Annotated in this window: 24 protein-coding genes; 8 read left to right on the top strand and 16 right to left on the bottom strand. The window is 62.2% G+C overall.

What is annotated here, in order from left to right; translation table 11 throughout:
- The first annotated feature begins 117 nt into the window (after positions 1-117).
- Entirely contained in the window at positions 118-666 is a 549-nt protein-coding gene (locus H6A15_RS09215; RefSeq protein WP_204673462.1) for a family 1 glycosylhydrolase, read from the top strand.
- A gap of 199 nt (positions 667-865) precedes the next feature.
- On the opposite strand, the gene H6A15_RS09210 is transcribed toward H6A15_RS09215, so the two are convergent.
- The 7 genes from H6A15_RS09210 to H6A15_RS09180 all read right to left on the bottom strand — a co-directional run bounded on the left by H6A15_RS09210 (position 866) and on the right by H6A15_RS09180 (position 7,060).
- Positions 866-1,687 (bottom strand): 5'-methylthioadenosine/S-adenosylhomocysteine nucleosidase, encoded by an 822-nt coding sequence (locus H6A15_RS09210; RefSeq protein ID WP_204673461.1) that lies wholly within the window; start codon positions 1,685-1,687, stop codon positions 866-868.
- A 233-nt stretch (positions 1,688-1,920) separates the two neighbouring features.
- Positions 1,921-2,799: a MurR/RpiR family transcriptional regulator gene (locus H6A15_RS09205; RefSeq protein WP_204673460.1), complete on the bottom strand. Its 879-nt coding sequence runs from the start codon at positions 2,797-2,799 to the stop codon at positions 1,921-1,923.
- A gap of 153 nt (positions 2,800-2,952) precedes the next feature.
- The gene (locus H6A15_RS09200) at positions 2,953-3,855 is read right to left on the bottom strand and encodes a ketose-bisphosphate aldolase (protein WP_204673459.1); all 903 of its coding nucleotides are present in this window, start codon (positions 3,853-3,855) and stop codon (positions 2,953-2,955) included.
- A gap of 90 nt (positions 3,856-3,945) precedes the next feature.
- On the bottom strand, positions 3,946-4,806 hold the full coding sequence (locus tag H6A15_RS09195; RefSeq protein ID WP_204673458.1) for a class II fructose-bisphosphate aldolase: 861 nt from the start codon (positions 4,804-4,806) through the stop codon (positions 3,946-3,948).
- A 201-nt stretch (positions 4,807-5,007) separates the two neighbouring features.
- Entirely contained in the window at positions 5,008-6,123 is a 1,116-nt protein-coding gene (locus tag H6A15_RS09190; RefSeq protein WP_204673457.1) for a PTS fructose transporter subunit IIC, read from the bottom strand.
- Positions 6,124-6,156: 33 nt separating this feature from the next.
- A complete protein-coding gene (locus H6A15_RS09185) occupies positions 6,157-6,465 on the bottom strand; it encodes a PTS fructose transporter subunit IIB (protein WP_204673456.1) in 309 nt (102 codons plus the stop codon).
- 100 nt (positions 6,466-6,565) lie between these two features.
- Complete coding sequence (locus H6A15_RS09180; RefSeq protein ID WP_204673455.1) at positions 6,566-7,060, bottom strand: PTS sugar transporter subunit IIA; 495 nt, start codon at positions 7,058-7,060, stop codon at positions 6,566-6,568.
- A gap of 365 nt (positions 7,061-7,425) precedes the next feature.
- Between H6A15_RS09180 and H6A15_RS09175 the strand changes: the two genes are divergently transcribed.
- Positions 7,426-8,319: an ROK family protein gene (locus tag H6A15_RS09175; protein WP_204673454.1), complete on the top strand. Its 894-nt coding sequence runs from the start codon at positions 7,426-7,428 to the stop codon at positions 8,317-8,319.
- Positions 8,320-8,632: 313 nt separating this feature from the next.
- Here the strand turns inward: H6A15_RS09175 and H6A15_RS09170 are convergent, their stop codons facing one another.
- Together H6A15_RS09170 and pflA are read right to left on the bottom strand one after the other, a co-directional pair.
- Complete coding sequence (locus H6A15_RS09170) at positions 8,633-9,514, bottom strand: hypothetical protein (protein WP_204673453.1); 882 nt, start codon at positions 9,512-9,514, stop codon at positions 8,633-8,635.
- Between the two features lie 439 nt (positions 9,515-9,953).
- Positions 9,954-10,754, bottom strand: coding sequence for a pyruvate formate-lyase-activating protein (gene pflA, locus H6A15_RS09165; RefSeq protein WP_204673452.1), 801 nt, complete (start codon positions 10,752-10,754; stop codon positions 9,954-9,956).
- 230 nt (positions 10,755-10,984) lie between these two features.
- On the opposite strand from pflA, the gene H6A15_RS09160 reads away from it, so the two are divergent.
- A complete protein-coding gene (locus tag H6A15_RS09160; protein ID WP_204673451.1) occupies positions 10,985-11,896 on the top strand; it encodes a ketopantoate reductase family protein in 912 nt (303 codons plus the stop codon).
- Between the two features lie 122 nt (positions 11,897-12,018).
- On the opposite strand, the gene grcA3 is transcribed toward H6A15_RS09160, so the two are convergent.
- Positions 12,019-12,270 (bottom strand): autonomous glycyl radical cofactor GrcA3, encoded by a 252-nt coding sequence (gene grcA3, locus H6A15_RS09155; protein ID WP_204673450.1) that lies wholly within the window; start codon positions 12,268-12,270, stop codon positions 12,019-12,021.
- 145 nt (positions 12,271-12,415) lie between these two features.
- Positions 12,416-14,512 (bottom strand): formate C-acetyltransferase, encoded by a 2,097-nt coding sequence (pflB, locus tag H6A15_RS09150; RefSeq protein WP_204673449.1) that lies wholly within the window; start codon positions 14,510-14,512, stop codon positions 12,416-12,418.
- 535 nt (positions 14,513-15,047) lie between these two features.
- Between pflB and H6A15_RS09145 the strand changes: the two genes are divergently transcribed.
- The 4 genes from H6A15_RS09145 to H6A15_RS09130 all read left to right on the top strand — a co-directional run bounded on the left by H6A15_RS09145 (position 15,048) and on the right by H6A15_RS09130 (position 19,137).
- Entirely contained in the window at positions 15,048-16,082 is a 1,035-nt protein-coding gene (locus tag H6A15_RS09145; protein WP_204673448.1) for an SPFH domain-containing protein, read from the top strand.
- Between the two features lie 173 nt (positions 16,083-16,255).
- The gene (locus tag H6A15_RS10680; RefSeq protein ID WP_342635839.1) at positions 16,256-16,465 is read left to right on the top strand and encodes an Arc family DNA binding domain-containing protein; all 210 of its coding nucleotides are present in this window, start codon (positions 16,256-16,258) and stop codon (positions 16,463-16,465) included.
- A 228-nt stretch (positions 16,466-16,693) separates the two neighbouring features.
- Positions 16,694-17,455, top strand: a complete 762-nt coding sequence (locus H6A15_RS09135) for an ABC transporter ATP-binding protein (RefSeq protein WP_204673446.1) — start codon at positions 16,694-16,696, stop codon at positions 17,453-17,455.
- 2 nt (positions 17,456-17,457) lie between these two features.
- Positions 17,458-19,137 (top strand): hypothetical protein, encoded by a 1,680-nt coding sequence (locus tag H6A15_RS09130; RefSeq protein ID WP_204673445.1) that lies wholly within the window; start codon positions 17,458-17,460, stop codon positions 19,135-19,137.
- Between the two features lie 87 nt (positions 19,138-19,224).
- On the opposite strand, the gene H6A15_RS10590 is transcribed toward H6A15_RS09130, so the two are convergent.
- From H6A15_RS10590 to H6A15_RS10490, 5 genes are all read right to left on the bottom strand, one after another.
- Positions 19,225-19,353, bottom strand: coding sequence for a hypothetical protein (locus tag H6A15_RS10590; RefSeq protein ID WP_275060852.1), 129 nt, complete (start codon positions 19,351-19,353; stop codon positions 19,225-19,227).
- Between the two features lie 111 nt (positions 19,354-19,464).
- Positions 19,465-19,839 carry a YxeA family protein gene (locus tag H6A15_RS09125; RefSeq protein WP_204673444.1) on the bottom strand — a complete coding sequence of 125 codons (375 nt, stop codon included), beginning with the start codon at positions 19,837-19,839 and terminating at the stop codon, positions 19,465-19,467.
- A gap of 217 nt (positions 19,840-20,056) precedes the next feature.
- Positions 20,057-22,306, bottom strand: coding sequence for an ABC transporter permease (locus H6A15_RS09120; RefSeq protein WP_204673443.1), 2,250 nt, complete (start codon positions 22,304-22,306; stop codon positions 20,057-20,059).
- On the bottom strand, positions 22,296-23,126 hold the full coding sequence (locus H6A15_RS09115) for an ABC transporter ATP-binding protein (protein ID WP_204673463.1): 831 nt from the start codon (positions 23,124-23,126) through the stop codon (positions 22,296-22,298). The genes H6A15_RS09120 and H6A15_RS09115 overlap by 11 nt, the downstream gene beginning before the upstream one ends.
- 379 nt (positions 23,127-23,505) lie before the next feature.
- A complete protein-coding gene (locus H6A15_RS10490) occupies positions 23,506-23,718 on the bottom strand; it encodes a hypothetical protein (protein WP_239462487.1) in 213 nt (70 codons plus the stop codon).
- A gap of 215 nt (positions 23,719-23,933) precedes the next feature.
- On the opposite strand from H6A15_RS10490, the gene vsr reads away from it, so the two are divergent.
- A complete protein-coding gene (gene vsr / locus H6A15_RS09105) occupies positions 23,934-24,779 on the top strand; it encodes a DNA mismatch endonuclease Vsr (RefSeq protein WP_204673442.1) in 846 nt (281 codons plus the stop codon).
- The last annotated feature ends 700 nt before the right edge of the window (positions 24,780-25,479 follow it).

The following is a 25,479-nucleotide window of genomic DNA, read 5'->3' as shown; positions in this document are numbered from 1 at the left end:
GTACGCCCGTTGGCGGAAACGGTGAAAATACGTTGGCGAGATCGGCGGGGATGCGTTGGCGGATTCGGCGCGACCCGTTGGTCTAAACGGTGAAACTCAGATTAGCAATAACAGGACATGGAGCTCCTGCGCGAAGGCACCGTGGACTTCGTGAGCTTCAGCTACTACATGACGAGCTGCATGGCCGCCGACACCGAGGGGCTCGACATGGCGCCGGGCAACACGGTGAACGGGGTGAAGAACCCCTACCTCCCCAGTTCCGAGTGGGGGTGGCAGACCGACGCCTCCGGCCTGCGCTACTCGCTCGTGGAGCTCTACGACCGCTACCGCAAGCCGCTGTTCATCGTGGAGAACGGCCTCGGCGCCCGCGACACGCTCGAGGAGGACGGCTCCGTGCACGACCCGTACCGCGCCGCGTACCTCGAGGAGCACGTGCGCGCGATGTCCGACGCCATCAACCTCGACGGCGTCGACCTCATCGGCTACACCTGGTGGGGCTGCATCGACCTGGTGAGCGAGTCCACGCGCCAGATGTCCAAGCGCTACGGCTTCGTCTACGTCGACATGGACGACTACGGCAACGGCACCCAGAAGCGCTACAAGAAGGACAGCTTCGACTACTACAAGCAGGTCATCGAGAGCAACGGCACCAACCTGGATCGCTAGAAGCCCGAGCCGACCTCACGGCACGACAGCCACGCCACACATGACGCCAGATTGTCCGGCCACCCCGAACGACGACTGGCGCCAGGAGCAAACGCCCGCGCACGAGCCATAGGCAGTGCGCGGGCGCTCTTGTAACTGCAGCGAACTCGTGCCGTGGCCCGGCAAGCCCCAGCCTGACGAGCCCTCAGCTCAGCAGGACCTAGTCGCGATATGAGACCCCCAGCTTTGCACCGAGGCGGCGGATGATGGACATGGTGAGGTCGCTCGCGGTCTTGGCATACTCGTCGAGGTCGAACTCACGCTCGCACAGCGCGTCGTAGGCCTCGTCGCAGTTGTCTGAGATGGCGCGGAGCACCAGGCAGTCCACCCGATTCTTCGCCGCGATATGAGCGACCGCGGCGCCCTCCATCTCGGCGCAATCGGCACCCGTTGCCTCGATGACGGCGGCACGAAGCTCATCCCCTGAAATGAAGCGATTGCCCGTGGCGATGGTGCCGCGCAGATAGCGCTGCGGCTCGGCAGCAGGATTGTTGCGTCGGAAGAAGGTGGTGTCCGCGGCGGCACGCGCATCCTCGGCGGGAGACGCCGCTTCATCCCCCAGCGCCGCGTTCACGAAGCCATGGGCCAGCAGGGTCTCCTCAGCAAGGTCGACCAAGAAATCGGACGATGCGAACTCTTCCAAGCGGGGTGCGGACTCCGCGATAAGGGCCGTATCGGTGTCGATATAGCGCAGGCGCTCTCCCACCACAACGTCGCCGATGTGCAGAGCCGGATTCAGCCCGCCGGCGATGCCGGAGAAGATGACCGCGTTTGCCCCATACACGCTGATAAGGTGCTGCGTCGCCGCAGCGACGTTCACCGTCCCCATGCCAGCCGTGGTCGCCACGATGTTGAAACCGTTGTAGGTTCCGCCCATCACCGTAAGGCCGGCCTCGTCGGTCACCGTCCCCTTTTCGAGCGCGTGATAGATGTGTCGGACCTCTTTGTCGAGCGCCCCGATAATCGCAATGGTGGGTGCCATGTCTCCTCCTTCGTGCACGCCCCATGGGCCGCATCGTCATCTGCAGCACATCTTAACAGGCATGCCGCGCACAATGGTCCTGCACGCGTACCTTCTCCAGCCCATTATCGGCCCGCGCGGCGCGCCGATCCTTGAAGCTTAAGCGGCCGAACGACGCCAGAGGGCCCAGGCGACGCGGCACCGCCGCCCCGGCATTCGAGGAGGCGTCCGCCGATCCGCCCGGCAGACCAGCCCTAGAACACCTCGCCCGAAACGCCCTTGTCTTCGCCCAGCGACTTCCAGAGCAGCCCCGCGCGCGCCTTGAAATTGGGAACATCCGAGCACAGGAGCAAAAACAGCACCTCGCTGATGTAGTTGATGGAGTTGTGCGAAAACGGAAGGTCGCTGTTGAGCATCTTGTCGCGCGTGGCGGTCTGGAGCATGCATGTCGCGCGAGTCGCCAGCGGCGAATCGGGTATGTTGGTGATGACGATGGTGGGGGTCATGGAGTCGATGGCGTTATCCATCATCTGATTCAGGCGCTTGGAATGGCCGGACTTCGACATGAAGACCAGCACATCACGTTTGGTGAGAGACATCGAGGAAAGCATCATGGCTTCGGTCGTGGGGGCGCAGTGCGTGCGCAGGCCCAGCTGCGCCAGCAGAAACGACGCGGAGAGCGCGGCGGGGATGGTGTTGCCCACCGCAGCGAAAACGATGGTGTCGGCCTGCTCGATCAGCCTGACCGCTCGAACCAGCTCGCGCTCGTCAATAAGGTTCAGCGTATCCAGCAGCTCGCGGTTTTTGGCCAGAAGCACCGTCTCCATGGCCGCCCGCGGCGCATCGAGCGAGATGACGGTCGATGGCACTTCGGCCGAGTCTCCCGTACCGTTTTCATGCAACATTGCATCGCGCAGGTCTGAGAAGCTCTCATATCCCAGATGCCGCACAAAACGCGACACCGTGGCGGCTGAGGTCTCGCTGCACGTCGCAATCTCGCGCGTAGTCATAGAGGGAATGTCCCTCTGGTTTGCCATAACGAAGTCGGCAATCAACTTCTCCCGATCGCTCAGTCGGTCGTACAGGGAGCATATCTCGTTGATGACGCTGCCTTTGCGCTGCTGTGTAGCCATGCTCTTCACCTCTTCTCCATCATAGTAAAAAAGGAGGGGGCTGCGTGGCCCCCTCCCGAGAACGGCATGTTTCGGCCCAGCTACGGAGACGCTTCCGCAGCGTCGGCACGATGCCGCATCAACCTGGCTCCTGTGGCCGGCCGGCCCAATCGCCTACGCCAGGTCCTGACGCCACTGCGGGGTGACCGGATCGCGATAGTACTTCGCGGCGCCGACGCAGTGGAAGAGCTCCATCTTCTGCTTGATGACCGCCTTGCCGGCCTCGATGCACTCGGGGAAGATGTTGTTCGGATCCCAGCCGGAGCCCTCCTGGGAGAGGATCTCGCGAGCCTTGGTGAAGAACGCGCTCTTGTAGTCCGAAGAGATGTTCACCTTCTGGATGCCGATCTCGACGGCCTCGGCGATCTCGGAGTCGGGGTTGCCCGAACCGCCGTGCAGGACCAGCGGGATGTCGACGACGTCCTTGATGGCCTGGAGCACATCCATGCGCAGCTTCGGGGTGACGCCCTTAGGATACAGGCCGTGGCAGGTGCCGATGGCGACGGCGAGGGTATCGACGCCGGTGCGCTCGACGAACTTCTTGGCATCCTCGGGATCGGTGTAGATGACCTCGGTCATGCCGCCCTCGATGGAGGTTCCGGTGTCGCCGATCGTGCCCAGCTCGCCCTCGACGGAGACGTTCACCATGTGGCAATAGCGGACGACCTCAGCGGTCTTCTCGATGTTCTCCTCGAACGGCAGGGCCGAGCCATCGATCATGACAGAGGTGAAGCCGCAGTGCACGGCGCGCATGATGCTTTCGATGCTGTCGCCGTGATCCATGTGGATGACAAACGGCACGGGGCTGTTGGCGGCGCGGGCGATCATGTACTTGACGAAATCGTCCTTGCAGTAAGCCAGCTCGGTGGGGTGCACGGCGATGATCGCGGGCGCATCGTTGGCCTCGGCGGCCTCGACCACGGTGCGGAACAGATTGCTCTCGGACACGTTGAAGGCGCCCACGGCAAAATGCTTCTCCTTTGCGACCTCAAGCATCTGAGACATGTTGATAAGCATCTGGTTTTCTCCTTAGTGTTCGTTCGCTGTTTACTGCTATCTCACGCCCGCCGCATCGGGCGACGGGAATGAAACCAATTGGTCTTGGCGCTAGCGCGCCTTTCCGGCAGAACCGGAGATCTCTATGTAGCGCTTGATGACTTCGCGGCCAGCTGCCCAGCTGTCCTCGACGAGCGCGGGGAAGTCGTATGAGGGGTTCTCGGCGAGCGCATTCGCGATGAACTCGCGCTGGGCGATCATGTAGTCGGTTCCGACATTGATCTTGTTGATGCCAGCCTTGACCGAGCGGCGCATGTTCTCCTCGCCTGCCCCCGAGCCTCCATGCAAGACCAGCGCGGCACCGGTCGCCGCCTTGATCTTCTCGACGATGTCGAAATGGAAGGTGGGGACATAGCCCTCGGGATAGTCGCCGTGCGTGGAGCCGTAGGACACCGCAAGGGCGTCGATGCCGGTCTCCTGGATGAACTTGATGGCGACATCCGGGTCGGTGTACATGGCATCGTCCGTAAGGACGGTGCCGGCGTCATCGATGCGGCCCATGTTGCCGACCTCGGCCTCGACCGAGGCGCCAAATACCTGGGCAAGCTCTACGACGCCGCGCGTGATGCGAGCATTCTCCTCGGGGTCGTATGCCGAAGCGTCGCACATGACACTCGAGAAGCCCTCATATAGGCAGCGCTTGAGGTGTGCGATATCATGGCCGTGGTCGAGATTGATCGCCACGGGCACATGGGCGGCCTGCGCCATCTTGATGATGGGCTTGGTGAGGATGTCGCAATCGAAGAACGACATCACGTGGTCCTGGAGCAAATCGATGATGATCGGGGCATCCATCTCCTCGGCGGCGGTAATCACGCCGCGCGCCGTCTCAAGATTGAATGCGTTGATCGCCATGACGGCATAGCCTTCGGCGTTCGCCTTTGCAAGCATGCCTTTCATCGATTCGTACATGGCGCTACGTCCTTTCTACCGGAAGGGACCGGGTTTCTGGCTAAACGCATAGATGTCGTGCAGAAGGCTGGCGGGCGGGGCACGGGAGTGGATCGGCGAGCTCCGCCCGCAGCGTCTCTGACGGATTGCGCGGGGCGTCCGGGCCTATGGATGCCCCGCGCACGGTCTCGACGGGTCTTGGCTGCCCCGTCGCGGGAAAGGCTACGAGAGGCTGAAGCCGGAGAGGTCGACCTCTTCCTCCGTGTCATCCTCGGGCAGAGCCAGATCGTTGACCTGCTCGGGGGTGAGGCGCTTCTTGATGAGCACCAGGAGCACGGCGGTCACGCAGGAGCCAGCGAGGAGCGCCACGACGGCCATAAGCGGGTTGGTCATGGCCGGGATGACGAATACGCCACCGGAGGGAACCATGGACTCGACGCCAGCCGAGAAGGAGATGGCGCCGCAGACACCGCAGCCGATGGAGGTGCAGATGACGGTGCGGATGAGGTCGTTCATGGCGATGGGGATAACGCCCTCGGAAATCATGCAGATGCCCATCGGGAAGGCGACCTTGATGTTCTCTTCCTCAGTTGCCTTGAAGATCGGCTTCTTGATGGCCTTGGAGAGCAGCCAGCCCAGCGTCACGCCGATGGGCGGAACCATGGCGGCGAGCACCTTGATGCCCTCGGGGCCGTAGATGCCGTCGGCCATGAGGCCGTCGCAGATGAGGTTCGGGACCTTGGAGATGGCTCCGCCGTAGTCGAGGCAGCCGATCCAGCCGATGATGAAGCCATAGAGCGCCTTCTGGGACTGGTCGAGGCCGGTGATGAAGTTGGTCAGCGCGGCGGTGAACATCACGAGCGGCGTGCCGAGCACGAAGAACATGATGAGCGCGCCCAGCATGGCGGACAGCAGCGGGATGATCATCATGGGCATGAGCGCCTGGGCCCACTTGGGAACCTTGAGATAGGTCTCGATAGCGAGCGCGATGTAGCCGACGATGAGGCCGCCGATCAGGCCGCCGAGGAAGCCGGCGCCCAGGAAGGAGGCAATCTCGCCCATAAGGAAGCCGGGGGCGATGCCGGGACGGTCAGCGACGGAGTAGGCAATGTAGCCGCCGATGAATGCGGGGATGAGGCCCATGCCCATGCCGCCGAGCGTGGTGAAGGCGGACGGGACCGTCATGGAGCCCAGGTCGTCGATAGAAGTAATAGTGGTGCCACCGGTCAGGTTGCCGATGGCGATGAGCAGGCCAGAAGCAACAATCAGCGGCAGCAGGTAGCTAATCGCGGTCAAGAGGTGCTTCTTGACCTCAGCAACGGTAAACTTGCCTTTCATTCGTTCCCCTTTCCTTTCTTACTCTTGCGAGCCCTAGGCGTTCAGGCTTTCCTCGATCTTGTTGATAATCTGCTTGGAAGCCTTGAGCACGAGCGAGGTCGGAACCTCCATCACGCGCTTGCCCTCGAAGCGGGACTTGTCGATCTTGATGTCGACGGCCAGAATCACGGCGTCAGCCTCGGCGATCTCCTCGGGAGTCAGCGGGTCCTCGGTGCCGATGGTGCCCTGGGTCTCGATGTGAATCTGATGACCCAGCGCCTCTGCGGCCTTGACCAGCTTCTCCTTTGCCATGTAGGTGTGCGCGATACCAGACGTGCATGCGCAGACTCCGACGAGCTTCATAGAGCTCCTCCCTTCCCTTCGCCTTTTCTTGTCACACTGCGCCGGGCAGGCGATGAACCGCGGCGCGCTCCCATCCGACGACAAGGCTTAAGGCAATGTCCTAGTCGTCGTAGTCATCAGGGCTGGACTCCAGAAGCGCGAGCATCTCTTTCGCGCTGGTGACCGCATGGAGCTTCTCGACGAAGCTCTCGTGGGCCAGAAGCATCGCGACATGCTGGAGCAGCTTGAGATGCACCACGTCCGAATCGCCCTCGGTGACGGCAAACAGGATGACGACCGTGACCGGCTCGTCGTCGAGCGACTCCCACGGAAGCGGGTTCTTCGACGTGCCGATGGCCAGCGCGGTCTCGTTGACGCCGGCAGACTTGCCGTGCGGGATGGCCACGCCCATGCCGATGCCGGTCTGGCCCTCCCCCTCGCGCCACATGACGTCCTTGAAGAAGCCCTCGCGATCGTTGAGCTTGCCCTGCTCCTCGAACAGGTCGGTCAGGCGGTTGAGCATCTCCTCCTTGGTGTGCACGTCAAGATCGAGTGCGATAAGCTTCTCGTCGATGACGTTGGCGATGCTGAACTCCTGATTGGTTCCCCCTGCCATGCCAATCCTCCTCTCTTTGGTCGGCTGAACCTCCTTGTTTCATCACTATACAGATTCATGAAACAAATTGAAGCGATTCTATCTGTTTAAGGATGAACGGTAGGATTTTTAGGGCAAACGGTTTCACTCAGATTCCTCGTATGAAACATATTGCCTCTTTATCAGGCAGTATTACTTTTTTGCAGGTATCTGCGGGAAGAGGGGCGTCGCACACCATCATGCGAGCGACGAGCGCGTGATATTCTTCTAAGCGACCGCCGACCGGCTGCGAGCGAACGCTCGCGGTTCACGGGGCCATCGGGTGTTTCATAATTCTATAATCTGTTGAAACACTTACGCACATTCCGCGAAAGGAGCGCCACAACATGGAAAAGACCCTCATTGGAGCCTTGGAAGCCGGCGGCACCAAGATGGTGTGCGCGGTAGGATACGGCGACGGCACCGTGCTGGAGCAGGTCTCCATGCCCACCACCACCCCCGAGGAGACCATGGAGCAGGTCGCGGCATGGTTTGCCGACAAAGACGTCTCGGCCCTGGGCATCGGCGCCTTCGGACCCACCGCAGTCAACCCTGTGGACCCGCGCTTTGGCCAGATCCTGGAGACGCCTAAAACCGCCTGGCGCTATTTTGACATGCTCGGATCGGTGCGCGACCGCCTGAACATCCCTTGCGGCTACGACACAGACGTGAACGTCGCCTGCCTGGGCGAAGTGACCTTCGGCTGCGCCAAGGGCCTCACCGACGTCGTATATCTCACCATTGGCACAGGCGTGGGCGCCGGCGTGCTGTCGGGCGGACACCTCGTGCATGGCAACATGCATCCCGAGGCAGGCCACATCCTGCTGGTCCGCGATCCGCGCGAGACGCTTCCTGAGGGTGAGTCGGGCTGCCCCTACCATGCCAACTGCCTTGAAGGCCTGATTGCGGGACCCGGCGTCGCCAAGCGCTGGGACGGAAAGAGTGCCGGACAGATGGCCGACGACGCGGAGGCCATGGACCTTCTGGCCGGGTACCTCGGACAGGCACTTGCGACGTTCATCCTGTGCTATGCCCCTCAGAAGATCATCATCGGCGGCGGCGTGGCGGACCACACCCCCATCGTTCAGCTGGCACGAGAGAAGTGCGCCGCTGCGCTCAACGGCTACATCGTGACGCCCGAATTCGCCGATCTCGACAGCTATATCGTCAACAACAGCCTTGAGGGCAAGCAGGGCATCATGGGCTGCCTGGAGCTTGGCCGCCGCGCACTCGAGGCGTAGCGCCGAAAGCGCCTGCGTGCTGGCACCCCGCACGCAGGCGCAGGTGCGCAGATAGGCGCGTACGTACAGGCACGCGAACAGGAGCATACGTACAGGCTCGCGAGCAGACGCGTGCGAGCAGGACGGTCCCGGATCCAGCGCACCAAGCCGCAAACGGCTCCCGAGCCACGTCCTTTCCGCCATTTTATCTTCGGGCAAGATTGTGCCGTTATGTCCTTGTTTTTGAGCAAGTAACGACACATTCTTGCCCAAGAATATAAACACCTGCCCAAACGAAGCCAGGCGGGCCCGAACGCACGTCCCAATGGCGAAATCAGGAGCCCGACGACGCAATGCGCGGGACTCCATACGCATCGAGCAGTCGCGCGAGCGCGCCGGGCGCCATCACCGTACGATAATCAAACCGGATCACCGCATCGCACACCGCCGTCAGACGGGATTCGCGCTGGCGCTCATGCATCATGCGCGTCACGGCATCACCATGTTCTCCCGCAAAGCGCGTGTACTTGTCCTTGCCGTCGAACTCCCACACCAGCTTTGACCCATCATCCAGAATCCACGCTCCATCGACATAGAACGTTTGCCATGGTTCCAGCACGTCGGGAAACGCCACCTGAAGGTCGGGCACGACGAACCCTTCTTGAATCATGACGCCGCGCGCGATGGACTCTCCCCCACTCTGGCTGCGCGCATCTGCATACGACGCCACACGGAGCGCACCCCTGACGCCACGCTTGCGACCACCGTATCGCCTGACGAGCTGCCCGAGCTCGTCAGGCGATATACCGAGAAAGCGCAACGCCGCATCTGCAATGGCAAGCGCTTGGGGAAACGGGGCCGTGCAGAGGCAGTCGACCACTGTCTGCTCGGGCGATGTCACGTGAATCCCATGCACCGTACCGCGCGCAAAGGTTGGGATACCCGGCGTAGGACGCACGCCGCAGCGCACGAATCGGCCCGCCTTTCCCGTATGAGAGCGGGGCGAAACCGCAAGATACACGTCTTCCAACAGCTCGAGCGACACCGGCAAACCGAAAACGCATGCTGCAGAGAACGAGGCAAAGATCAGGCGGTCATCATGGCGCGCAAGCGATTTGATGATGACAAGCGGCCGCTCCCATCGCTCAAGCTCCGACCAAAACGCGCTGCGTCCAAACAGCTGCGGAAACGGCTCGGTCAGCTCACCTGAATTCACACGCCGACGATACGCACGGATCTCTTCCCGCGACGGACGAGAAAGAGCGCCGTCCTTCTCTGCCTGGGCAATCTGGCGAGCGATTCGCTCTGAAACCTTTGATCGCGTGGCTCTCACCCCCTTCTGGGTGAACGCGCCTCGCATGCGCCGGGGCACAGGAGACGAGGCATGTTGGCGGAGATCCTCGACAGTTATATTCTTGGGCAAGATTGTACCGTTGTTGAATCTTATTAATGCGATTTACGGAACATTCTTGCCCAAGAATGATTTTGAGAGGATCGATGCGGAATCTCCCGGGTGGCCCTGCCAGGCATTCGGCCGTCGCAGCACCCTCGATGCGTTCGGCCGTCGCAGCACCCTCGATGCGTTCGGCCGTCGCAGCTCCCTCGACGCCCAACCCCGGCGCACGGCTGCCGGCCGCTCGACGCGAACGCCGAAGCTATCCCTCGGCCCTGCCCGCCTTCATGCCGCGAAGCACCGCCGCGCGCAGCTCCGGCATGCGCGCCTTGTCCATGGCGGGCACGCCCTCAAGCGGATACGGAATGCCGAGCTGCTCATACTTCACGATGCCCATGGTGTGGTATGGCAGCATCTCCAGCCCCACGACGTTGCGCCAAGGCGCGATAAGCCTGCCAAGCGCCTCGCATTCTTCCTTGGAGTCGGTATAGCCCGGAACCACGACATGGCGAATCACCACCTTGATGCCGCGACGCGCGAGCTCGTCTCCAAACGCCAGGATGCGCGCCGGATCTCGCCCCGTGAGCTTGCGATGGCCTTCGGCATCGGCATGCTTGATGTCCAGCAGCACAAGGTCGGTTGCGTCAAGCAGGCGCGCAAAGCGGTCGGGATGCTCCGGAGTAAAGGCATATCCACAAGAATCCAAGCAGGTATGAACGCGCCCATGGGGCGTTTCATGCATCTGCTCGAACAGGTCCGCCACAAATTCCGGCTGCAGCAGCGGCTCTCCACCCGTAACCGTGATGCCGCCGTTGCGATAGAACTGCCGGTTGTTCTCGAAAGCGGCGACGATGCTTTCGACCGATACGCTCGTGCCTCCCCGCGCGGGCCATGTGTCGGGGTTGTGGCAATAGGCGCAACGCATGGGACAGCCCTGGACAAACACGACGAATCGCATGCCCGGGCCATCGACCGTCCCCATGGTCTCAATAGAATGGATGTTGCCCAGCGTGAAACGCGACGGCGCCCCATCCTCAAACTGCTCGAGCTCGAGCTTTGCCATCGTAGGACCCCCTTTGCTCAGAAGCTCGCCGCCCGCATCGCTGCCCACCCGTACCACCGGTGGCGCAGCAAAGCCGCGACATGTCATCCATTGTAAAAGAACTGCCACCTCGGAGCTCTCGCAGAACAGACGATGTGCCGGCGTACAATACGCATGCGAGGCCGGCGCCTCGAGACCGACGACACGTCTCGGCACATCCACCGCCCACACCCAGACACGAAGGAGCAGCCATGCACATCGAGCACGCAGCGATACTTGGAAGAGGAGCCGTCGGCCTCCTCTACGGCACCGTCATCGCGGACACACTGGGAACCGATGCCGTGACCTACGTGATGGACGATGCTCGCTACCAGCGTCACCTCGGCGAGCGCATATCGATCAACGGCAAGCCGCTCGAGCTCGAAACCGTTCCCGCAAGCAAGGCGACGTGCGCCGACCTGGTCATAGTCGCAACCAAGGCGCCAGGACTCGAGCAGGCACTCGACACCATGGAGGCCCTCGTCGGTCCTCGAACCTGCATCATCTCGCTCATCAACGGCATTCGGAGCGAGCAGCGCATCGCCGAGCGATTTGGCTGGGACCACACCGTGCTTGCCATCGCGCAGGGGATGGATGCGGTTTTTCTCGATGGCGCCCTTACGTTCAGCCATACCGGCGAGATTCGCTTCGGCGCTGCCGAGGAAACGCTCCCCGACGTCGTCCCCGCACTCGATGACTTCTTCACCCGCGCAGGCGTTCCCCATGTGGTCGAGCAGGACATCTGGCATCGCCTATGGACCAAGCTCATGCTGAACGCCGGCATCAACCAGACCTGCATGGCATACGGATGCGGCTATGGGGCAGCGAGCCGGCCAGGCGAAGAGAATCGCTGCTTCGTCGCCGCCATGCGCGAGGTGCTCGCCGTTGGACGCGCCGAGGGGATCGACCTCACCGAGCGCGACCTTTCCGAGATGGCATCGCTGATCGCCTCGCTCGACCCCGAGGGCATGCCTTCGATGGCGCAGGACCGCGTGGCGCGACGTCGCACCGAGGTCGAGGAGTTCTCCGGCACCATCTGCGCCCTTGCGAAGAAGCACGGCATTCTTGTCCCGCAAAACACCTGGCTCTACCAGCGCATACGAGAAATAGAGGAGAGCTGGTAGCGCGCGGGCATAAACGTCCGGATATAAAACAGGGGCCCCGCACGCGCGAGGCCCCTGTAAACCATGCCGCCTGCAGCAGCGTGATTGTTGCGGGATTCGCCGCCTCACCGGCGGCGGGCAGCCTACATCCCCTCGTGGAAGGTACGAGAAATGACCTCGTCCTGCTGCTCCTTGGTGAGGTTGTGGAAGTTCACCGCGTAGCCGGACACACGAATGGTGAGCTGCGGGTACTTCTCGGGATGAGCCTGAGCGTCAAGCAGGGTGTCGCGGTTGAACACGTTGACGTTGAGGTGGTGGCCACCCTTCTCTGCGTACGCGTCGATCATGCCGACGAGGTTGTCGGCCTGGGCCTGAGGAACGTCCTGGACCTTCATGGTGTCTCCTTTGCTCTGGGGGCGCGGCCGAAATCCGACCGCGCCTAATTGCTCTTAGTATACCGCGGTATTGCTACCGCGGTACTAACAATTGTCAATCACGCCGAAGTTCCGCTCTTGCCGGCAACCCCGACGCCTCCAGACACTAGCAGCAGCCGCAATCGGGGTTCTCGACCGAGATGTCGGCAGTCGAGAAGTCGATGCCGTCCAGGTCGATGTCGCCGAAGAACACCTGGTCCTCCTTGCCGAGCGCGCCCGGGATGATGGAGAAGGTGTTCGAGATGCCGTCCTGAGCATCGCGGAACGGCAGCTTCGACACCGAGGACAGCGAGGCGATGGCGCCGTGCGTGTCGCGCTGGTGCATGGGGTTCGCGCCCGGGGCGAAGGGCACGCCGGCCTTGCGGCCGTCAGGCGTAGCGCCGGTCTTCTTGCCGTAGACCACGTTCGAGGTGATGGTCAGCACCGAGGTGGTGGGCACGGAGTTGCGATACGTGTCGTTCATGCGCACGTACTCCATGAACTGGTGCACCACGTCGTGGGCGATGGTGTCGACGCGATCGTCGTCGTTGCCGTACTTGGGGAAATCGCCCTCGATCTCGAAGTCGACGATGACACCGTTCTCGTCGCGGACAGGATGGACCTTGGCGTACTTGATCGCGGAGAGCGAGTCGGCGACGACGGAGAGGCCGGCGATGCCGGTGGCGAACCAGCGGTGCACGTGCTTGTCGTGCAGGGCCATCTGGATGCGCTCGTAGCAGTACTTGTCGTGCATGTAGTGAATGATGTTGAGCGCGTTCACATACACGCCGGCGAGCCAGCGCATCATGTCGTTGAACTTCTCGACCACGTCGTCATACTCGAGCGTGTCGCCCTCGACCGGACGATACTTCGGGCCGACCTGCTTCTTGGAAATCTCGTCCACGCCGCCGTTGAGCGCATACAGCAGGCACTTTGCCAGGTTCGCGCGAGCGCCGAAGAACTGCATCTCCTTGCCGACGCGCATGGAGCTGACGCAGCAGGCGATGGCGTAGTCGTCGCCATGGTACACGCGCATGACGTCGTCGTTCTCGTACTGAATCGAGCTCGAGGCAATGGAGGTCTTCGCGCAGAACTCCTTGAATGCCTGGGGCAGATTCTTCGACCACAGCACGGTGAGGTTGGGCTCCGGCGAGGTGCCCATGTTCTCGAGGGTGTGCAGATAGCGGAACGCCGTCTTGGTGACGAGCGTGCGGCCGTCGACGCCCATGCCGCCGATGGACTCGGTAACCCACTGAGGATCGCCGGAGAACAGGTTCTGGTACTCGGGGGTACGGGCGAACTTGACCATGCGGAGCTTCATGATGAAGTGGTCGACGAACTCCTGGATCTGCTCCTCGGTGAAGGTGCCGCGCTTGAGGTCGCGCTCGGCGTAGATGTCGATGAAGGTCGAGGTACGGCCCATGGACATGGCGGCGCCGTTCTGCTCCTTCACTGCGGCCAGATACGCGAAGTACATCCACTGGATGGCCTCCTGCGTGTTCTTGGCAGGGCCGGAGATGTCGTAGCCATAGAAGTCGGCCATCATCTTGAGCTCGCCGAGGGCGCGAATCTGCTCCTGCAGCTCCTCGCGGTCGCGGATGTTGTCCTCGGTCATGACCACGGGGGTCGAGGCCTTCTGGGCCTCCTTGTCCTTGATGAGGTAGTCGATGCCGTAGAGGGCGACACGACGGTAGTCGCCGATGATGCGGCCGCGGCCGTAGCCGTCCGGCAGGCCAGTGATGATATGGGCCGAGCGGCAGGCGCGCATCTCAGGGGTATAGACATCGAAGACGCCCTGGTTGTGGGTCTTGCGGCGGAAGGTGTAGTTCTCCACCACGTCGTCGTCGATCTTGTAGCCGTGCTGCTGGGCGGCCTGCATGGAGATGCGGATGCCGCCGTTCACGTGCAGCGCGCGCTTCAAGGGCTTGTCCGTCTGGAGGCCAACGATCGTCTCGCGCTCGGGATGGGCCGCGTCGATGTAGCCTGCAGGATGGCTCACGATACCGGTAACGGTCTTCGTGTCCATATCGAGCACGCCGCCCTGCTCGCGCTCCTTGGTGAGCAGCTCCATGACGTAGTTCCAAAGATCCGTCGTGCGCTGCGTGGGGCCGGCCAAGAACGAACCGTCGCCCTCGTAGGGGGTGTAGTTGCGCTGGATGAAGTCGCGAACGTCAACCTCACCGGTCCACGTTCCACCTTCGAAGCCTTCCCATGCTTCCTGCATTGTGTAACCACGCTCCTTGCGTCGGTGCCGTAGATGCGGCACGGAAATCACCGATTCTCGGGGCGACGCGAACACAATATGAAAGCATTTTAGGAGCATTTTGCACGGCGGGGACGACTCGCGGTGAGCACGCCGCCAAGCCAATCGAAACCGCCGTACCGTTCGCCTGTCCCTCAATGCGTTCAAAGCGCATTCGAAGCCGTTCACCGAGAAATCCTATACGCCGAAGGATACCATAGCTAACTGCCTCGACGGCCCCGCTCGAACCATTATTTCTAATGGCGCTCCAACCCAGAAGTTATCCGTGCGACACGCATCTGCGCATAGGGCGGAATCGCGACCACCTCCGTTCGTCGGCCGCAGAGCACCGTTGGCGGCTCCCCGATATTCTGCTTGACTTGGTTTCAATGTGATATCACAATGCAATCAGCAAGACGAATAGGGTTTTGCTCGGGGAGCTACCCCCCCCCCGCCTGGAAATGGGGTGCCGCCCGGAAGTCACGCTAACTCGGGTGACCGGTTGAAAGGAACCACAATGAGCGTGGAAAAGAAGATCAAGGCTGCGTCAGGATGGGGCATGCTTTTCGCCGTCATCGTCGCTTTCGTCGTCATAATCGCCGCCTTCATCTTGAGCATCGTAGGGCTGGACAGCGCTGAGGACGCCGGCGTTGCCGCCAGCCCCATCTTTGCTTGGGGCCTTGGTCTGAGCATCACGGCCTTTTGCCTGATCTGGATTCCCGTGAGCGGCTTTTTTACGCTGCAGCCCGGTCAGGCGCGCGTGTGCATCCTCTTCGGTGATTACAAAGGCACCGTTCGCGACGAGGGCTTTCGCTGGGCAAACCCCTTCTATAGCCGCTCCATGGGCGCAAGCAGCTCTTCAGAGGAAGCCACCGCAGAGGTGCTGAGCAAGTCCGGGCTCTCGCTGAGCAAGCAAATCAGCGTGGCGAGCAAATCTGCAAGCGGGCTCTCCACCAAGATCTCCGTCCGAGCACGCACGCTGAACGGCGAGATCCTCAAGGTCAACGACAAGGTGGGCAACCCCATCGAGATCGCCAACGTCGTCGTGTGGCACGTGGCGGACACCGCCAAGGCGCTCTTTGACGTCGACAACTATGAGCAGTTCGTAGCCACTCAGGCGGAAACTGCCCTGCGCCACGTCGCGAGCATCTATGCCTACGACCACGCCGAAGACAGCTCGGATTCCATGGAGTCCATCACGCTTCGATCCAATATCGAAGAGGTCTCTACGGCGCTCAAGTATGAGCTCACTCAGCGTCTCGCTCCGGCAGGCATCACGGTAGACGACGCCCGTCTCACGCACCTTGCCTATGCGCCCGAGATCGCCCAGGCGATGCTCCGCCGCCAGCAGGCCGAGGCGGTCATCGCGGCACGCAAGAAGATCGTCGAAGGCGCGGTCTCCATGGTGGAGATGGCCGTCGAGGAGCTCTCGCGCGGCGGACAGGTCGAGCTTGACGAAGAGCGCAAGGCCGCCATGGCATCCAATCTGATGGTTGTGCTCTGCGGCGAATCCGAAGCCCGGCCCGTGGTGAACACCGGATCGCTCTACTAAAACACGCCACGCCCTTGATTGCGTGTCGATGACGCACCTCATCGACACGCACCCGCCGGCCATGCGGCGCACGACTCGACGTCGCGGCCGGCGGAAACCATTTCATCCTTTTCGAACATCGCGCCCCTCCCAGCAACCAAGCGAGCGGAGTGCGCGCAAAGCAGGTGACCGCCATGGCCCGCAAACAGTATCCCCTACGCATCGATCCCATAATATGGGAGGCTGTCCAACGCTGGGCAGACGACGAGATGCGCAGCGCAAACGGCCAGGTGGAATGGATTTTGCGCGATGCCCTCAAGCGCTACGGCAGGCTCCCCGGAAAAGAACATGCCGCCCACAAACCCCTCGAGAACCAAGACGACATCGAAAACGGCGCCGTATAAATCGTTCGCTTCGGTTTTATGCAGATAAATTGCAACACCCGAAGTAGACCGATGGCAAACGCCCAAATTGGCCATCGTTTTCCCAGTTAAGCGCTTTAGCTTGGTAAAGTGTACTCGAGCACGCTGAAAAATCTGCATAAATCCGACCCGAATGAAAACACGGCGCTGGAAAGCATTTCCGCAAGCGCGGAGACCCCCGCCAGCACCGTCTTCAGGCAAAGGAGCACCATGGAACGCGTCAACCAAGTCCCAGCGGGACAGCCGATTCTCAACGTTTCCCATTTCCAAAAGCGCTACGGAGACAAAATCGCCGTGCGCGACCTCTCGCTTGTCGTTGAACCCGGCGATATTTACGGATTCATCGGCCACAACGGCGCCGGCAAGACAACGCTCATCCGCTCGATCGTCGGAGCGCAGGGAATCGACGGCGGCAGCATCCAAGTCGCCGGGATCGACGTCGCCCGCGATCCGGTTGCAGCCAAGCGCATCATGGCGTACGTGCCCGATAATCCCGACGTCTACGAATTCATGACGGGCATCCAGTACCTGCGCTATCTTGCAGACATTTTCCGAGTTCCGGTCGATGCGCGCTCAAAGCGCATTGGCGAGCTCTCCGAACGCCTCCAGATTAGCGACGCGCTTGCCGATCCCGTAGGAACCTATTCGCACGGCATGCGCCAGAAGCTTGTGATCATCGGCGCCCTCATGCATGATCCCAAGCTGCTTGTCCTCGATGAGCCCTTCGTGGGGCTTGACCCCGTGGCAGCCCACGAGCTGAAGCAAATCCTCCATGAGCTTTCGACGCGCGGCAGCGCCGTCTTTTTCTCTTCGCACGTACTCGAAGTGGTGGAAAAGCTCTGCAGCAAGGTTGCCGTCATTCGCGCCGGCGAGCTTGTGACCAGCGGCACGACCGACGAAGTGCGCGGCGACGACTCGCTCGAGGACATCTTCCTCGAGCTTGTGGAGCCCGCAGGCGAGGGTGGTCGATAGCCATGCGCGACTTTGCCATTTTGTGCCGCGTCCAGGTGCTGGGCCTGCTCAACTCCCTCGCCCCCGGAAGTCGCCGCAAAGCCCGCGGCGGCAGGGCGGCACGCATCGGAGCTGCCGTCTTGGGCTATATCCTGCTCGCCGGCATCTGCGCCGTCTACCTCTTTTTGATGGGATATGGCCTAGCGAGCGTAGGGCTGGCGGCGGCGATCCCTGCCTTTGCGGTGCTTGCAGGCGCTCTTGGAGGCGTGGGGTTCGCTTTTGCCAAAACGCGCGGCACCCTGTTTGGCCTCACCGACTTTGACCACGTCATGGCGCTTCCCGTACCCAGGCGCACGGTGGTCGCGTCACGGCTCGCAAGCCTCTACCTGGCAGCCATCGTGACCTCAGCGCTGCTGGCGGCACCGCTTTATGTTGCCTACTTTATAGTTGTCGGCGCCTCCGTGCCAAGCGCGCTCTGCGCTGCAGTCGCCATTGTGCTCGCGCCCGCCATCCCGGTCAGCATCGCGGTGTTTGCATCCTTTGGCCTCACGGCGCTCGCCGCACGGTTCAGGCATGCAAACGCGGCATACATTGTGCTGACCCTTGCGTTCATCACCGCCCTCGTCATTGGAATCTATGGCGTCTCGTTCTCGCTCCCCGGCAAGGGCGACCCCGCCGCCATGCAGATCATGACCGATTTCGCCTCGGCTGCGAGCCAAGGCGTGGGAGCCCTGTGGCCGCCCGCGGCATGGGCTGCGGCAGCCGTCTCCGATGGATCCCTCGGAGCGCTCGCGGCCTTCGTGGCGGTCTCGCTCATCGTGCCTGCTCTAGCCCTCGAGATCATCCAGCGCAATTACCTAACGCTCAACGGTCTGCTTGTCGCCCGCTCGCATGCATCCGAGGGACGCCGCTCCCCAAAAGAGGCGCTTGGCGCCGCGGGACGCGCGCATGCCCGTTCTCCCTTCCAAACGCTTGTCATGAAGGAGTTCTCGACGATGGTCGGCGTGCCGGCATATGCCATCAACTGCCTGTTCGGCTACGTCTTCTTGATCGTGATCGCCATCGCGCTTTCCGTCGTCGGCCTGAAAGACATCTTGCTTTCAGGAAGCGTCGACGGGGTCGACCTCTCCTCTCAAGATGTTGCCGCCGCGTTTGACCACATCATGATTCTTGTCCCCTGGGCGTTTGCCTTCTTTGCAACCATGAGCCCAACCGCCGCCTGCTCGGTATCCATGGAGGGTCGCGGGGCGTGGATCATGGCGACGCTTCCGGCCTCGCCACGCACCATCTTGGGATCGAAGCTGGCCGCCAATGCGTTCCCCACCGCCGCGACGCTCATCCTCTGCTCTGGCATCCTTGTCGTCTCGGGGCAGATTCCCCCCATCGCCGCAGCAGAGATCGTCGTGCTGGGATACGGCATCTTCCACCTCATAGCGTGCGTCGCGCTATGTCTCGACGCGCGTCGGCCCAATCTTTCCTGGAGCTCGCCCAACGAGGTGGTCAAGCGCGGGCTGCCCGTCATGGTGAGCGTGTTCGGCGGCATGGCGCTGGGCCTTGGCGGAGGCGTCGGCATGATGCTGCTCTCGACCGCCATCGGGATCACGGCGGCCCACGTCGTAACGCTGGTGGTAGGCGTTGTTGCAGGAATCCTCGGCCAGCTCGTGTTTCAGCACACCTGTCGCACCACGACCTTCCAGCTCTAGGCGCAACAGAGCGGCTCGGTCCGCCCGACGCAATCGAGTAAACCAAACGCCCCGCATGGGACGATCCCATGCGGGGCAGCGGGCCGGCTAGCGGTTTCGGCGGATGGCTCCCACAACAAGCCACACCACAGCGGCCGCGGCGAGCCATCCCATAAGCGGAAGCCAGGTATCGGTGACGCTCTGAATCACAGCCGACAGGTTGATGTCCTTGAACATGGAACGGCTCCTTTCATCTCGACGGCAGTCTCCAGAAGAATGCTCGTCAGGCGGGTCCGGCAAACGGCCGGCGCAGACGCCCGGGCACAGCCGACGGCGTGAGGCCGACTTCTATGCACCCGGCGCGGAGTCCGGCGGCGTCAGGCGCTCCTGCGCCGCAGCGGGGATGTCGTCCCAGGCGACCTCTTCCCAACGCACCACGCCGCGCAGCGCAAGCGTCTCAAGCTTGAGGTAGGCGCCCTCGCGCAGCTCGCGCGAGGTATCGAACCCGAGCGTCTCCTCACCGCCCGTAGCGTCAACGGCGGGCAAGTCGTAGTGATAGTCGAAACCGTTGCTGTTCTCGCCGGCAGGGCTGAGGCGCGTGTTATCCACCTGCGCGTAATACTCGGTCGAGCTGACGAACACCTGCTGGTATCCCCACCACGCGCCAACCGCAGCCACGCAGATGAGCACGCACGTCACTACAATCCCTAGAGCGCGTTTCATGGCGCCCCCTTTCGCGTCGATATGGTTATGTCGTCCTTCGTCCGCACCGATCGCCCGCGCTCGCGTCGTCGCAAGCCGCGCACGTTTCGCGAGCCATGGCATGCAAGCGGCCATGAGGCAGGCAGCTCGCCACGCCCATAGAGAGCCAGGGCCAAGCCCAGCCATATTCGGTCCGAAATCTTGGCCCCAGCCCAGGCCATGCCGCCCTCGGGCGACCCTACTCGCCGTGGCGCACGCGCACCGCGTCGCGAATGATGCCCTTGCTCATGAGGTAGGTCACCAGGAAGTATCCGCCGTAGGCAACCACGAAGATCGCCGCGGTGAGCCCCACGGTGCCGCCGATGGACATGCCGCCAAACAGCGCCACCAGGTCGATAATCACCGAAAGCGCCACGCACGAGTGGGCAAATCCCATCAGGAGCGGGAAGACGAAGAAAATCGTCTGCTGCACCAGCACCGAATGCGCTATCTCGCGCTTCGAAGTGCCGAGCTCCGAGAGAATCCGATAGTTGCCCCCCGCATCGGCTACGCCCGAGAGCTGCTGGATGGTGAGAATCGCGGCGCACGCGACCACGAGCACGAAGCCGATGTAGATGGCAAGGTAGCTGATGAGGCCGTTCATGGAGTCGACGCTCTCATAGGTCGTGGTGCGCGTGGACTCAGAACCCCAGCTGGCGACGATTTCTCCCGCGGCGTTGGTCACATCGCCATAGGTGCGCACATCCCCGATGTAGGCGTCGCCTGCGTCAACGCTCACGCCGTCCGCGTAGTTCACCATGAGGTAGCTATTGTAGAGCGGCAGGTTCAGCTCCTCCACGAGGCTGTCCGGCAACACGATCGTGCCCGAATTCATGCCCATCATCGAGTTGGTGAACACGCTCGCATTCTCATCGACGCGGTCCTGCACCGGCGCAAGCGTCCTTCCAGCAATCGTCAGCTCGATGTCCTCGCCAAGAACCGCGTTGTAGATACGGTTCACCGTCTCGCCCATGTCGGAAAGAAGGGTGTAGCCGTTCTCGCCCACCTTGAGCGGCTCCATGCCGCGGAATGCCCGGTACTCGTTGTAGCCGCTCTCGCTCACCACGGCGAGGCCGTACGCCTGAACCCCCGCCTCGCTCACGCCGCTGGGAAGCGGCATGTCTACCGCGTCGCACAGGTCCTGCAACGTGACCACGGGCACCGACGCCCCGATCGGCGTCGATTCGTAGCAGTCCACCTGGACCGACGACCCCGTGATGCTCGCCAGATCAAAGCTTTCGCCGGCATGCTCGCCCGCGGTGATAGTGTCGCCGCTACTTGCCTGAAGCATATCGACGGGTTCGGTCGCGACGGCATAGCGCGCCTGCCCGCTCTCACGTAAGTCCTGCGTGGTCGCCTCGCTGGGCACATCGGGGTCCCCGGCGATGCCCGCCTGCTCCGCATTCATATCATCGACCGACTGGGGACTGAAGTACACGAGCGTGCGCGCATAGTCGACCGGCGTGCCGCGCTCGACGTTCTCGTTCATGACGCTGGCAAGCGACATGCCCGCGGTAACCGAGGTGATGGCCAGAAAGAGGATCATCGCGATCATGGCCATCGAGAAGCTCACCGTGTTGACCTTGGCCGCAAGCTGGCGAAGCGTCACCATGTTGAGGCCGCGCCAATAAAGGCCGCGTGCGCCCTGAAGCGCCTTGAGCAGAAATCCCGAGAGGCCGAAGAAGAACAGGATGGTGCCCACCACTACCGTGATGGTGGTGATGAGAAATGCCTGCATGGCCTCAGGCTGGCCATCATAGGGCAGGCCGTCGTTGATCAGACGCACATAGGCGACAATGATCGCTGCAAGGCCCACCAAGAATATGACGGCAGAGACCCAGGGGTTGCGCGCTTTGATCGCCTCGTTTTTGCGGCCGGCGCTCATGAGGTCGATGATCTTGGCACGCGCCACCACGCGCAGATTAAACACCAGCGTCACGAGGAAGATCGCCACGAGGCATCCCACCGTGGTCACGAAGGCGCCCATGGAGAAGAAGAAATGGAAGTCGGCGATCTGCGTCTTGAAGAGCGACGCCGTAAAGAAGACCATCAACTGGGAGAGGGCAAGGCCCAGCAGCACGCCCAGCACAAGCGCCGCAAGCGACACGAACAGCGTCTCAAGCGCCATGATGCGCGCGACTTGGCCACGGCTCATGCCAAGCACTTGGTACAGGCCGAATTCCTTTTTGCGCCGTTTCATGATGAAGTTGTTTGCATAGACCATGAGAAATCCCATGACCACCGCGAGGAACACGGTGAGCCCCGAGATGATGCTGCCGAGCGTCTCTCCCATGCCGGAGTTCTGCGCCGTGACGCCGGCGATGTCCACCTGCATGGAAATGGTGTTGAACGCGTAGAACACGGTGACGGCGAGCGTGAGCGTGAGCAGGTAGACCAGATAGTCCTTGCCGGCGCGCCGCACGTTGCCCAAGGCGATTTTACAGAGCATCGGAGCCCTCCCCGCCCATCATGGCCACGACCTCCATGATGCGTTCGAAGAACTGCTGGCGCGTGGAGTCGCCGCGCCGAAGCTCGGTAAAGATGCGCCCATCGCGAATAAAGAGCACGCGGTGCGTATAGCTTGCTGCAAAGCTGTCGTGGGTGACCATGAGAACGGTCGCCTGATAGCTGCTGTTCATGGCCTCGAAGCTCTCGAGCAGAAGGCGCGCGTTTTTCGAGTCGAGGGCGCCCGTGGGCTCGTCGGCCATGATGATGGCCGGATCGCTCACCAGGGCGCGGGCGGCAGCGACGCGCTGCTGCTGGCCGCCGGAAAGCTGATAGGGATACTTGTCGAGCGTCTCATGGATGCCCAGGCGCCCGGCGACCTCCTCCACGCGGCGCAGCACCTCTTTGGCACCGACATGGCTGATGGTGAGCGGCAGGGCGATGTTCTCGCGAGCCGTAAGGGTGTCGAGCAGATTTGAATCCTGAAAGATGAAGCCCAGCTGTTCGCGACGGAAGCGCGTCAGCTTCGAGGACTTGAGCTTTGTCACGTCCTCGCCGTTGACCAGCACGTTTCCGCTCGTTACCGAGTCGATGGTCGATACGCAGTTGAGCAACGTGGACTTGCCCGAGCCCGAAGCGCCCATGATGCCCACGAAATCGCCCTTCATGACGGTGAACGAGACGTCGGCAAGCGCACGGGTGAGGTTGCCGCGCGCGCCATAGACCTTCTCGATGTGACGTACGTCGAGAACCGGCGTCTGCTGGGGCGTCGAGGCAAAAGGCGCCTGCGAGCCTGAAGGCCGAGCCGTGGGATCCAGGCGCATGTGCACGCCCGCCGAGGGCTGCACGGGCGTCGATGCCGCGGAATTCGCCGCCGCAGTCGAGCGCATAACCTGCACGGGCACCGCAGGAGTTGCCCCGCGGCGCACAGGGGTGTCGCCGGGACGGGTGGGGACGTGGGAAAGAAGTGCCATGGTGTTCCTTTCTACATGGCCGGTTATGGACAAAAGAAAGCCTCTGCGCCTGCGACAGCTCGCTATCTGCCGCCGCAGGCGCAGGGAGACCCGGGCCACCCCTGTCGCGAGGCGCGCTTAGGCGCTCAATAGGGGCGTCTTCACGCGTCGGCACACGAGGCCGTGTACCCAAGGCCTCCTCGAACCAGAGAGGTCATGCCGCCCTGGCCCCTGGCGATTATCGGTACCTTCAGTGCGCGGTCTTCCACAGAAGCCAAATCATGCCCAGTGAGAGCACCGCCATGATCGCGAGCCAGGCGACCATCTCGACCAGAGACATGCCCGCCTTGACCACACGACCGTGGCTCTCGACCGCAGGGGCCGTCTCGTAGGGGCTGCGGGCCTCCATGCGCGAGGGCATCGTGCGAGGGGTGGTAGTGGCTGCGTTCGTGATGTTCATCATCAACACCTCCTGAGCATATCCTCGCAGGAGCGCGGCAGGCGTGCCATCGATTTGCCTTACAGGCGGCTTGCGGTTTTGTAAGGTAGGCTAAAGGAAGCCTTAAGATGCCTATGACCTGCATGTTTGTGTTCCTGCCAGCCAGCCCGGCATGGACGCGCGCCATCTGATAGGATGCTTATGCGCCATTGCCCAAACGCCGAGAGGAGGTCCGCCCCATGAAAACCGTCCGCGTGTCGGCCGGCATCATCTGCCGCAACGGAGACCACGACGAGGTGCTTGCCGTGCAGCGCGGCTACGGCGACATGGAGGGGCTATGGGAGTTTCCCGGCGGCAAGATTGAGCGCGGAGAGTCCGCCGAGGACGCTTGCAAACGCGAGCTTGCCGAGGAGCTGCAGGTGGGCATCACCAACCTGCGCGATTTCTATACGGTGGAATACGACTACCCCGACTTCCACCTTTCTATGGAGTGCTTCTTCTGCGAACTTGATGAGGGCTCTGGCGAACCCAAACGTTCGGACCGTCAGATGGACATGCGCTGGGTCAAGCGCAGCTCGCTTGCCACGCTCACCTGGATGCCTGCAGACGAGGGGCTGGTCGACGCGCTGGCCAGCACGTCGGATGCCGAAGCCGAGCAGGCGCTGGTGAAGCGGCGCCACGACAGCAGGCATTCCATGCAGGGCAATCGAGGCAAGAACACCAAGCCGGAGCTTCTCGTTCGCCAGCGCCTGCGCGAGGCGGGGCTTCCAGGCTACCGCCTGCAGTGGAAGAAAGCGCCGGGGAAGCCGGACATCGCCTTCCCCGGTCGCAAGGTGGCCATCTTTGTCAATGGCTGCTTCTGGCACCGCTGCCCACATTGCAACCCAAGCGTCCCCAAGCGCAACACGGAGTTCTGGGAGGCCAAGTTTCGCCGCAACGTCGAGCGCGACGCCCGCGCCATCGCAGAGCTCCGCGAAATGGGCTGGACCGCCATCACCATTTGGGAATGCGAGCTCAAGCGCGACCGCATCGACGAGACCATGGCGAAGGTCATCGACCAAGTTCGGGCTGCACAGCGGCCTTGACCGGCGCTTCTTTCTGGTCCCATCACGTCTTCAACACATTCAATAACCGATTTTTGTGCCCCCCAATTTGTCTTGAGCGGTACAAATTTCGCATACCACCTGCGGTATCACGAGCCCTTCACGAAGCCGTAAGAAGGTCTTAAGCAGCCGTCGGGTGTATCTACATCGAGCACTGGACATAATGAGGTCAGCGCAGGAGAAGCAGCACTCCTCGCGCGTATGGTACAGGTGGTGAGCGAGGAGGCTACGCATGCTTTCTTCCAGAGACGCAGCTGACACACGAGCAGCCATGCAGCCATCCTCACATGCGGATCAACTCTCCTTCCCCCCGACACAGAGATTCTGCCTCCTCAGCTCCCCCGCCTATCGCCAGCAACCGGCTGCGCAACGGCGTTCGTGCGACCAGCGGGCCAACTTGGTCGCATCCTATCGGAAGTTGCTCGACGCCCTGAGCGCACAGCCCCTTCGACATGCGGCGGCACTGTAAAGGCTTTCTCTCCCCTTCCCCTTTACACGTGATCCGCCATTGGCGACTCGCAGAAAACCCGGCACGCAGCGATGCGTAGCCGGGTTTTCTGTTTCACGTTGTCTAGCACGCGTAAATAGTACCGCTGTTCCGCCTACCGAGTACCGGCGTTCCGCGCACGCGGTACCGGCCCCAACCGAATAGCCTTTCCTCAGGAGGGGGCGCCGCCCGGGT

The organism is Enorma phocaeensis (genome assembly GCF_016901575.1).
Classification (GTDB): Bacteria; Actinomycetota; Coriobacteriia; order Coriobacteriales; family Coriobacteriaceae; genus Limicola; species Limicola phocaeensis_A.
This window is presented reverse-complemented; position numbering and strand designations above follow the sequence as displayed.